Genomic DNA, 10,344 nt, shown 5'->3' with positions numbered 1-10,344 from the left:
GACGAAGAGGACGACGTCAGCGTCCTCCTCGATGCCGAGTTCCGCTCGCGCAGCATGACGTTCGGCGACGATGTCGTCGCCCGCGCTGAACACCTCGAGGTCGACGCCGGGGGTGACGACGGTGACCCTCGCCGGGTCGGCTCCGTAGAGGTCGATGAGTTCCCGGGCCTCGCCGGGGGTGTTGGCGACGAGCGTCGTGGCCGCGTCGACGACCTGCTCCTCACCGATCTCGCGCCCCGCCGGCTCGGGAGTGTCACCCGCGGCGAGCTGACTGTTCTTGACCCGCGCCATCGTGTGCATCGTGTGGATGAGAGGCACCCGCCACCGGTCGGCCGCGAGCCACCCGACCTGGCCGGAGAGCCAGTAGTGGGAATGCACGAGGTCGTAGTACCCCTCCGGCTTCGACGCGCCGACCCGCATCATGCCGGCCGCGAACGCGCACAGCTGGCCGGGCAGATCGTCCTTGCCGAGCCCCTCGTACGGCCCGGCGGCGATGTGGTGGACGGTCACGCCCGGCGCCAGTTCGATCTGCTCACCCACGGACGCGCTCGTGCGCCGCGTGAAGATGTCGACGGCGACGCCGCGTTGCGCGAGCCGCTTCGCCGTCTCGACGACGTAGACGTTGAGGCCGCCCGCGTCACCCGTCCCGGGCTGCGACAGCGGTGAGGTGTGGACGCTCACCATGGCGACGTGCTTGACCTCGCGCTCAGGAGCCTCACCGGACGCCGAGGTGGCCGGACTCGTCGTTCCTCCGCGCCCGTCCGACGGTGCGACGGAGGCGCTCCGCGGCCCCGGCCGGGCAGCTGCATCGTTCACGTCGGATTCGTCCACGACATCGGCAACGGTAGATTCGCCACGTGCATTCCCGACCCGTCGGCGCCGTCACCCGCGGCACGACCAACGCCAACCGGCTGCGCCGCCAGGACCGGTGGCTGGCGGGGCCGCAGGCCTGGCGCCTGCGCCGCTCGGAGGGCCCGCCCGTTGTCGTCGATCTCGGGTACGGCGCCTCCCCCACCACCGCCGTCGAATTGCACACGCGGCTGCGCGCGGCGCGCCGCGACGTGCGCACCGTCGGCATCGAGATCGAACCGAGCCGCGTCGAGATGGGCCGCCGACTCCTCGCGCGCACACCGCTCGAGGGGTTGAGCTTTGCCCGCGGCGGTTTCGAGGTGCCGCTACCGGGCGGCGAGCGCCCCGTCATCGTGCGGGCCGCGAACGTGCTGCGTCAGTACGACGAGAGCGAGGTGGCCGGCGCCTGGGCGCACGTGCTCGAGCGGTTGGCGCCGGGCGGGCTGCTGCTCGACGGCACGTGTGACGAGCTGGGGCGCCGCTCGACGTGGGTGGCGCTCGAGGCGAGCGGGCCCGTCAGCCTCACGCTCTCCTACCGCCTCGCGGGCCTCGCCGACTCCGCGGACATCGCCCCGCGGCTCGTCAAGGCCCTCATCCACCGCAACGTGCCCGGCGAGCGCATCCACGACTACCTCGCTGCACTGTCGCACCACTGGACGCTCAGTGCCCCGCTCGCGCCGCACGGGGCTCGTCAGCGGTTCATCGCGACGGCCCGCGCGATGCGGGCGTCGGGCTGGCCGCTGCTCGACGACGTCCACCGCTGGCGCCTCGGCGAGATCACCGTCGCCTGGGCAGCCGTGGCACCCGCGGACGACGGCGCCCGCATCACTCGTCGTTGAGCGTCGCGACGAACAACCTCGCGCCCCGCTCACCGGTGACGCGCGCCGGTGGGTCGCCCGCCGGCCACCACGCGCACTCCAGGGGCCCGAGCACGAGACGCTCGTCGGCGCACTCGACGCTGACGGGCGCATCGAGCGCGAGCAGGAGACCGGGCGCGCCGTGGGCGGGCACGTCAAGGGGCTCACTCTCGGGTCGAAGCTCCCACAGCGCGAAGTGCGGCACCTCGGAGTGGTACCGCGCCATCCCGGGCTGCGGGCGCCGGGGTTCGTCCGCCGTCACGGGCGTCGACACGTCGACGATGGCGAGCAGTTCGGCGACGTCGACCTTCTTCGGCGTCAACCCGCCGCGGACGACGTTGTCCGAGTTCGCGAGGATCTCGACGCTCGTGCCGCGGACGAAGGAATGCAGGACGCCGGCGCCGATGAAGTAGCTGCGCCCGGGCGTCATGAGGTGGTGCTGCATCGTGAGCAGGACGACGACGCCGATGTCGCCCGGAAACTGCTCGTGCACGGTGAGGACCGTGCGCAGGGCGCGCGCCTCGGCGTCGTCCTCGATCGTCTTGACGACGCTCTCGAGCGCCGCGACGACCTCCTGCACGAACGGGCCCTGACGCTCCGTCTCGAGCGTGAGGATCATGCTGAGCAGCGCATGCTCGGGACGCTCGGTGCCGCGCGCGGCGTCGATCATCGCCTCGAGGCTCACGAGGCCGAGCGCGCGGAGGCGCTCCTGCACCTGCGCGAAGGGCAACGAGCCGGCGAACGCCTCGCTCTCGACGAGGGGGATCCACGCCTCCGGCTTCGGCCACGCATCGGAGTAGGTGCCCTCCGGCGCCGACGCCGCGCGACTCGCGTCCGGGTGCGCCTGGATCGACAGGGCCCTGTCGGCCGCGAGGATCTTGAGCAGGAACGGCAGACGGTCGCCGAAACGCTCACGCGAGCGGGCACCCAGATGGTGAGCGTGGTCGCTCGCGATGTGCTCGTCGAGGCCGCAGCGACGTCCCCCATGATCGAACGTGCCCGGCCCCGCTTCGTGAGCCCCCACCCACAGCTCGGCCTCGGGTTCCTCGCTCGGCGCGCGCCCGGCGAGGCTCGCCAACGCCTCACGCGAACCCCACGCGTAATCCTTGATGGCCGGCTCGAACTTCAGCACGGCGCCCCCTCCCCCACTGCACCCATGACGGGCGTCATCGTATGTCGTCGGCGCGAGCGCCGAAGAACTCCCCCACGACCTCCCGCACCCGCGCGCGGTGCCCCCACAGCAGCCCGTGCTCGTCGAAAACCTCGAGACGCGCGTTCGGCAGATGCTGCGCGAGACGCTCGGCCGAGCTCACCGGGTGCACCTCGTCGCCGCGCTGGGCGAGGATGAGCACGGGCAGCTCGAGGCCGCGCAGCGCCTCGACGTCGGCGACCGGGGCGGCGTGCGGCATGTCGCGCAACGCCTCGGCCATGCCGGGGCGCAGGAACACCTCGGTCTGCTGATCGACCCAGGCCTGCGCCGCGCCACTTCCACGCGCCGACGCCGGCAGCTCGCGCTCCAGCTGGGCACGGATCGTGGCGGCGTCGCCGTCACGCGAGGCCTGCGCCATCGCCTCGTAGCGCACGAGGCCCGCGCTGTTGCGCGGCGAGTCGACGACTGCGGGGATGACGAGGACGACCCGCTCGAAGCGTCGTGGGTGGCGCAGCAGGACGCGCAGGATCGAACCGGCACCCATCGAAACACCCAGCGCCCGCGTCGCCGCGACATGGTCGCTGACGGCCAGGAGTTCGTCGGCGGTGTGGTCGTAGTCCCACCCGTCGAACGCCGGCGCCGAGCGGCCGTGCGAACGGAAGTGGAAGAAGACGCGCGTGCCCGAGACGCCCGAGGCGTACGGCCGCGTCGAGGGGATGGAGGCGCCCATGCCGTGCGCGAACACCGTCACCGGCTCCCCGCGACCGGAGCGCACCACCTCGAGCGGGCCGCTCGGGCCGTCGACGAACTCAGCAGCCACTGCGGATCACCAGGGCCCGTACGGGCCGTCCGAGTTCGGTTTGCTCGGTCGGACGATGGGGCGGACGTCGGCGAGGAACACCCCGGCGGCGACGATGCCGATGATGCCCGGCAGGCTCACGGGCTGCAGCAGCGAGACGAAGCCGAGCAGGACGGCGACCGCCGTGATCGCCAACCACGCGGGCTTCGAGAGCTTGCCGTGCACCTGATACATGATCGCCGAACCGCGCGCGGCCTCGATGAGCGCGAAGATCTCGACGCCGAGCACGATGACGCCCAGCGCCACCATCGCGTACGCCTGGATCTGAGAGATGACCTCCATGCCACCAGCCTAGGCGAGAGGTCCGACAACCCGCGCCCGACGGGGCGTTCTCGAGGCTCCGGCCGAGGGCGTCGCCCTCACACGTCGACGACGACGGTGAACGGCCCGTCGTTGACGAGGCTCACACGCATGTCGGCGCCGAAGCGGCCCGTCGCCACGCGCAACCCCTCGCCGCGCAGCGCCGCCACGACGGCGTCGACGAGCGGTTCCGCGACCTCACCCGGCGCAGCCGCTCCCCACGACGGGCGCCGACCCTTGCGCGTGTCGCCGTACACCGTGAACTGGCTGACGACGAGCAGGCGGGTGCACGCCTTACCTGTCTCGAGGTCGCCGGCGTGCAGGTCGCTGACGCTGACCTCCCCGGGCATGATGCGCAACCCGGCGATCTTGCGCGCCATCGCCGCGGCCTGGGCGTCGCCGTCGTCATGGGTGGCGCCGAGCAGGACGACGACGCCAGGCGCGTCGAGTCGGCCGACGACCTCGCCCGCGACGCTGACGCTCCCCTCGAGCGCTCGCTGCAGGACGGCCCTCATCCGTGCGCCGACGAGAGCGAACCCGTCGTCGGCTCCGGCAGCACGGCCGTGACAGCGCCCACGGGCTCACCGTGGCCGAGGATCGGTGCCGACGCGAGATCGTCCAGCGCCGGCGCATCCACCCCCATCGCCCGCAGGATCGCCGCAGCCACGACGGGGCGCGCGCGCTGGGAGCCGTCGGCGATCTTGACGCTGACGCCGCGTCCGTCGGCGAGGCCGATCGCGTAGACCGCCTCCGCCCCGTCCTTCGCGATGAGGCCGTCGACGCCCTCGACGAGTTTCGTGACGTCGCGCCGTGTGCCCCCGAGGTAGCGCGGCGCGGCGCGCATCGCGTCGGCCACCCGCGCCTCTGCGCTGCCGGGCGCCGCCGCGGCAAGTCGCCCGAAGGCACGCGCCAGCCCGGCCATGCTCAGCGTCATGACGGGAGCACCACAACCGTCCACGCCCGTCGCCTCGACGGTGTCGTCGGCGATCTGCTCGAGCGTGGTGGCCATGAGTCGCTGCAGCGGGTGGTCGACGTCGCGGTACGTCGTCGTGTCCCAGCCGTTGACGACGCACGTCGCGAGCATGCCGGCGTGCTTGCCGGAGCAGTTCTGGGCCAGAGACTCGGGCTCGCGGCGCTCGCGCAGCCACTGGCGACGATCGACGTCGTCGTACGGCAGGTCGGGGGTGTTCTGCAGATCCTCGACGCTCAGGCCGTGCCGTTCGAGGATGCTGCGCACCCCCTCGAGGTGGAAGCGCTCACCCGAGTGGCTCGAGCACACGAGCGCGAGCAGCTGCTGCGGCAGATCGAGGCCGGCACGCACCATCGCAAGCGCCTGCAACGGCTTGTTCGACGAGCGAGGATAGATGACGGCGTCCGGCTCGCCCCACGCGGCCTGAACGGCCCCCTCGGCAGTGGTGACGCACGCGAGCGCACGGTGGGCGGACTCGACGAAACCCGAGCGGTCGACGCGGGCCATGACCGGCGCCCCGGCGAGCATCGCGGTGATCTGATCAGCGGTGGGCGAACTCATGCTCCGACCTTACGGGCTGGCGCGGGCATGTCGAAGGCCCGTCACTCCCCCAGGGAGCGACGGGCCTTCGTCTGCGACTAGCCGAGGCTAGATGCGGTCAACCTCAGTGGTTGTCCTTCACGTCGCGAACCTTGTCCTTGGCCTTGTCGGCGAAGGAGCGGTCGTCACCGTCGCGGACACCGTCGGTGCCACGCGTGCCCTCGACGCCGTTCTCGACGCGGACCTCTTCGTGACCGACCTCCGCCTGGACGCGCTGCGTCTCCTGGACCTGGTCGACGTCGAGGCCGACGCGCTCCGTGGCGACGGTCTCCTTGTCGACGACCGGGCGCTCCTCGTGCAGCGTCACCGTCTGCGTCTCCTCGCCGAGCTGGACGTTGCCGTCGACGCGCTCGTTGACGGGCTCACGGGTCACGTGAACCTCTTCGCGGGTGACGGGGACGTCGACCTGCTGCTGCTCGGTGACGACGTACTTGCGCAGGCGAGCCTTGCCGGCCTCACGACGCTCCTTGGCGACGTTGAGGCGCTCCTCGTGAAGAACGACGCCGTTCTCGTCGCGCTCGAGGTTGCGCTCGTCACGCTCGACGCGACGCTCGTCGTGCTCTTCCTTGCGGAACTCGTGGTCGGCGCGAGCCTCGTCGACGTGACCCTCCACTCGGTCCTTGGCGTCGTGGTCGTGGTGACCGGCGGCGTAACCGGCGGTTCCGGCCGTGCCGGCGGCAGCGGCGTCGCGGCCGTCGAAGTCACGACGGTCACCGTCGTGCGTCGTGCCAGCGTTCGACAGGCCGTAGTAGCGGTAGAGCGCCTCTTCCTGCTCGACGTCGAGGTGCTTGTCAGCGTCCTGACGCGGGGCGTCCTTGATCTTGGCCTTCGTGTAGGGGAGGTGCAGGTCCTCACCCTCGACGCGGGCGCCCTCGAGCGGGATGAAGGACTCGGAGGTACCGAACAGGCCCGTGTTTACCGTGACCCAGGCGGGCTGGCTCGTCTGGTCGTCCAGGTAGACCTCGCCGACCGAACCGATCTTGTCGCCGTCGCTGTCGTAGGCCTTGCCGGATCGGGTGGCCAGAACGTCGTCAACGGAAAGCATTTTCGTTCTCCTTCGTGATGGCGGATGCACGCCGATCCGACCGGATTCGCATCCGTCCAGGTCGCCGTGCGGCTTGGCATCAGCCGATCATTTTTCCTGGCCGCTGTCACCACCCCCGGCCGCGAAAGGGGTCTGGACAGGATGCAACCTGGGGGTCTCCTCCGCGTCACCCGCCCCCCGGATCTCACCCGTGGGAGTGGACCCTGACACGCTTCAGGGCCATTTAGCGGCCTCATGGGGGTGAGAGCTCCACCCCTATGGCCAATACAGACATCCGCTACCCATCAGTTTTGTGACATGAATCACATTTTGCGCATCCTGTCCCGGTAGACTCATCTGAGACCCTGCACGGTCAGGACCCCTTGACCCCGCCCCGAGCATCACGGCCGCGAACACTCAGGGCGCGACGATGACGGTCTGCGCGGCGGCCACCCCGCCGATCAACAGCGGCGCGTCGGCCGGGGTAGAGCGCTTGAGCACGACGAGGCCGATCGGCCCGTCGATGTGGTGACGCGCCACTGACGTCAGCCGACCCGCAGCACGGGGGGCTCCGGGCACCATGACCTCGGCGCCGACCTCGGGAAGCGTGTGGTCGCTGCCGTCGAGATGGACGAACGCCAACCGCCGCGGCGGGCGACCCAGGTTGTGGACGCGGGCGACGGTCTCCTGCCCCCGGTAGCACCCCTTCTGCAGATGCACGGCGCTGCGCAGCCAGTCGAGCTCGTGCGGAATGGTCCGGTGGTCGACCTCGAGCAGCCCGTCAGGACGCCAGGCCGCGACGCGCAGCGCCTCCGCGGCCCACAGACCCGCCGGCTGAGCCTTGGCGAAGACCGCCTCGAACCGCTCGCGCGGCACGATGAGTTCGCGCCACCGACGCTCCGAACCAGGGTGCTGCGCGCTCGGACCGTACGCCGCGCTCATGGGGCCGAGCGCCGGCCACGGGTCACGCCAGGCGATGACGCCGGTCTCCCGCACCTGCTCGGGGGTCGACTCCTCGTCGTTCACCTCACCGATGACTGCGTGTTCGTCGGAGACGTCTGCCACCTCGACGCGCAGCATGAACTGCATGCGTCGCAGCCATGCGGCCAATTCGGCGCTGCGACCGGGATCGGTCGTCAGCCACGTCGCCTCGCCGTCGTCGACGACGTGCAGGGCGAACTCGACGTGCCCGTGCGGGCTGAGCACGAGCGTCTCCGTCGAGGTGAAGGGCGCCAGGTCGGCGAGGTGCTGCGTCGTCATCGAGTGCAGCCAGGAGAGGCGGTCGGGGCCGGCGACCCGCACGACGCCGCGGGCCGACAGATCGACGTGAGCCCGGCCCTGCTCGAGCGCGCGCTGCTCGGCGAGCGGGTTGCCGTAGTGGGCGGGCACCGATGCCCAGACGCCGTCGGCCGCCACGGCGCCGGGCAGGTCGAGGGACGGCGAGCGGTCACCCGCGTGGGCCGCATCATGCTGCGACGCGGGGGCGTTCGTCGGCGCGCCGGCATGGGCGGCGTCGACGGTGTCCGGATTCGTGGCCCGGTCCGCGTCCGAGACCTCAGGGGGCAGGGGCTGCATATCACTCACCGCACCACCGTACGCGCGGGTCCGCGCGGCTCCCAGGTGAGCCTCGGTCGGCCCACCTATGCTGGGGCCATGTCAGACGAGACCTCGATGCCGCACGCCGACGACGCGCCCGGCACCCCGGGCCCTTCGCCCCACGACGGCACGAGCGCGACGGGCGAGACGAGCGACGGTGCCAGCTCCCGCGCGACGAAGGCCCCCGGCCGGCGACGGAGGCGTAGCAAGCTGCGTGTCCTGCTCTACACGCTGCTCGCGCTGCTGCTCATCGTCGCCCTCGTCATCGGCGGGTTCTTCCTGTACCTCAAGTACGTGTTCGACTCGAACGTCTCGCGCGAGAAGCTCCTGCCGAGCTCGAACGTGACGCGAGACGCCGCGGCCGGGGACGCCCAGAACATCCTGTTGCTCGGCTCGGACAGCCGTAACACGAGCCTGCGTGACGGAAGCCGTTCCGACGTCATCCAGCTCGTCCACATCAGCAACGACCGCAAGCAGGTCTCCGTCGTGCACTTCCCGCGCGACTACTACGTCGACATCCCGGGCCACGGCAAGAACAAGATCAACGCCGCCTACGCGTACGGCGGCCCGACCCTGCTCATCCAGACGATCGAGAAGGCGACGAACGTCCACATCGATCACGTCGCGCAGATCGGGTTCAAGGGCTTCGAGAAGCTCACCGACGACATGGGCGGCGTCGACATCTACGTGCCGCAGGCCTTCGACGAGAAGGGATACGGCAGCTGGTCCAAGGGCATGAACCACATGAACGGCACCCAGGCCCGCCACTACGTCCAGGAGCGTCACCAGCTCAAGAACGGCGACATCGACCGTGGCAAGAACCAGCAGGCCTGGATTCTCGCCATGTTCAAGAAGGCCAAGACCCAGGGCGTCCTGACCAACCCGGTGACCATCACCAAGCTCGTCGGCGACATCTCCGACAACCTGGCCGTCGACGACGGATTCACCTCTGGGTACATGACGAGCCTCGCCTACAGCCTGCGCGACCTCGACACGCAGAACATCACCTTCTACACGGCGCCGTACACCGGTTTCGGCAACGAGGGCGCCGCAGGATCGGTCGACTACGTCGATGAGGCAGGCCTCGAGAAGCTGAGCGACGGCCTGCGCAAGGACGACATGTCCGGCGTCCCGAACGGGCGCGTGGGCGCTGCGAGCTGAGGCCCAGGACGCGGAAAGCCCCTGCGCGCGGCTCGATCGAGAGGCACGTCACCGGATAGCCTGGTGCCGTGCCTTTCGAACTTGATGTCAACATGCCCATCGAACTCGCCCCCCTCGCCTGGCTCGTCGGCCGCTGGGAGGGCGCCGGTGTCATCGGCTACCCCGGCATGGAGTCGGCCAACTTCGGCCAGGAACTCGTCGTCAGCCACGACGAGCGCCCCTTCCTCGAGTGGCACTCGCGCATGTGGAAGCTCGACGAGCAGGGCAACAAGACGGACACCATCGACACGGAGTTCGGCTACTGGCGCCCGCTGGAGAACAACGAGGTCGAGTTCATGGTGACGCACCCGAGCGGCATCGTGGAGATGTACTACGGCAACACCTCCCCCGCGAAGATCGAACTGCGCACCGACGGCGTCATCCGCTCGCCGCAGGCGCCCGAGTACACGGCCGGCGCGCGCATGCTCGGCTACGTCAACTCCAACCTCATGTGGGCCTACGACGCGGCGCTCAACGGCAAACCGCTGCAGAGCTACGCCTCGGCCGAGCTCAAGCGCGTCGACTGACGTTCTGCGCTCCTGCCTGACGCGCCGGTGGGCGCCGCCTCCCTCACCGGGTGCGGCGCCCATCGGCGTCCGTGGTGGTTCGAGCGGCAATCGTGCCGACGACCTGGTGCGGACAACCGGGCTTGCGGGCGCTCAGACGAGACGCGCCACCGCGACGGGCACGAGGCCACAGACGAGGACGCACGCACACCCCGCGGCGAGCTGCGCCCGCGTGTGGGCGGACGTCGCAAGCGTCACCGTCGTACGCAGGCACGCCCACGACAACAGGCCCGCCGCGCCACCAGCCAGGGCGGCCGACGCGACCGATGCGCCCGCGATGACGGCGCCGCACCCGGCGATCGCGCCGAGCACGCACTGCGCCGCACCCAGTTCGAGGCGCCGTGACGTCGCCCCCGCCACGCCGTCGAGGACG

Annotated in this window: 12 protein-coding genes; 3 read left to right on the top strand and 9 right to left on the bottom strand. The window is 70.7% G+C overall.

The window, feature by feature from the left end; genetic code table 11:
• Window positions 1-684 (bottom strand): glycosyltransferase (locus AX669_RS11315; RefSeq protein WP_231729587.1); only part of this gene is annotated, 684 nt, incomplete at its 3' end.
• Window positions 685-857: 173 nt separating this feature from the next.
• On the opposite strand from AX669_RS11315, the gene AX669_RS11310 reads away from it, so the two are divergent.
• Entirely contained in the window at window positions 858-1,688 is an 831-nt protein-coding gene (locus AX669_RS11310) for a hypothetical protein (RefSeq protein WP_062258506.1), read from the top strand.
• Here AX669_RS11310 and manA read toward each other — a convergent pair.
• The 7 genes from manA to AX669_RS11275 all read right to left on the bottom strand — a co-directional run bounded on the left by manA (window position 1,675) and on the right by AX669_RS11275 (window position 8,184).
• Window positions 1,675-2,838 carry a mannose-6-phosphate isomerase, class I gene (gene manA, locus AX669_RS11305; RefSeq protein ID WP_062258504.1) on the bottom strand — a complete coding sequence of 388 codons (1,164 nt, stop codon included), beginning with the start codon at window positions 2,836-2,838 and terminating at the stop codon, window positions 1,675-1,677. The genes AX669_RS11310 and manA overlap by 14 nt on opposite strands.
• Before the next feature lie 34 nt (window positions 2,839-2,872).
• Window positions 2,873-3,676 (bottom strand): alpha/beta fold hydrolase, encoded by an 804-nt coding sequence (locus AX669_RS13470; RefSeq protein WP_062258503.1) that lies wholly within the window; start codon window positions 3,674-3,676, stop codon window positions 2,873-2,875.
• Window positions 3,677-3,682: 6 nt separating this feature from the next.
• The gene (locus tag AX669_RS11295) at window positions 3,683-3,997 is read right to left on the bottom strand and encodes a DUF2516 family protein (protein ID WP_062258501.1); all 315 of its coding nucleotides are present in this window, start codon (window positions 3,995-3,997) and stop codon (window positions 3,683-3,685) included.
• Window positions 3,998-4,074: 77 nt separating this feature from the next.
• Window positions 4,075-4,530, bottom strand: coding sequence for a D-aminoacyl-tRNA deacylase (gene dtd / locus AX669_RS11290; RefSeq protein WP_062258499.1), 456 nt, complete (start codon window positions 4,528-4,530; stop codon window positions 4,075-4,077).
• Window positions 4,527-5,546, bottom strand: coding sequence for an asparaginase (locus tag AX669_RS11285; RefSeq protein WP_062258497.1), 1,020 nt, complete (start codon window positions 5,544-5,546; stop codon window positions 4,527-4,529). The genes dtd and AX669_RS11285 overlap by 4 nt, the downstream gene beginning before the upstream one ends.
• 103 nt (window positions 5,547-5,649) lie before the next feature.
• Window positions 5,650-6,630, bottom strand: coding sequence for a DUF2382 domain-containing protein (locus AX669_RS11280; RefSeq protein ID WP_062258496.1), 981 nt, complete (start codon window positions 6,628-6,630; stop codon window positions 5,650-5,652).
• 396 nt (window positions 6,631-7,026) lie between these two features.
• Window positions 7,027-8,184: a folate-binding protein YgfZ gene (locus AX669_RS11275; protein ID WP_082740937.1), complete on the bottom strand. Its 1,158-nt coding sequence runs from the start codon at window positions 8,182-8,184 to the stop codon at window positions 7,027-7,029.
• 78 nt (window positions 8,185-8,262) lie between these two features.
• Between AX669_RS11275 and AX669_RS13465 the strand changes: the two genes are divergently transcribed.
• Window positions 8,263-9,366, top strand: coding sequence for an LCP family protein (locus AX669_RS13465; RefSeq protein ID WP_050786567.1), 1,104 nt, complete (start codon window positions 8,263-8,265; stop codon window positions 9,364-9,366).
• A gap of 68 nt (window positions 9,367-9,434) precedes the next feature.
• Entirely contained in the window at window positions 9,435-9,932 is a 498-nt protein-coding gene (locus AX669_RS11265) for an FABP family protein (RefSeq protein ID WP_062258494.1), read from the top strand.
• 132 nt (window positions 9,933-10,064) lie between these two features.
• Here AX669_RS11265 and AX669_RS13725 read toward each other — a convergent pair.
• On the bottom strand, window positions 10,065-10,344 hold a 280-nt coding region (locus tag AX669_RS13725; RefSeq protein ID WP_197418908.1), incomplete at its 5' end, for a hypothetical protein.

It is taken from the genome of Dermacoccus sp. CCH2-D9, from assembly GCF_001556795.1.
GTDB classification, from domain to species: Bacteria; Actinomycetota; Actinomycetes; order Actinomycetales; family Dermatophilaceae; genus Dermacoccus; species Dermacoccus nishinomiyaensis.
The sequence above is the reverse complement of the archived record's forward strand: the minus strand, read 5'-3'. Positions and strand labels throughout refer to the sequence as shown.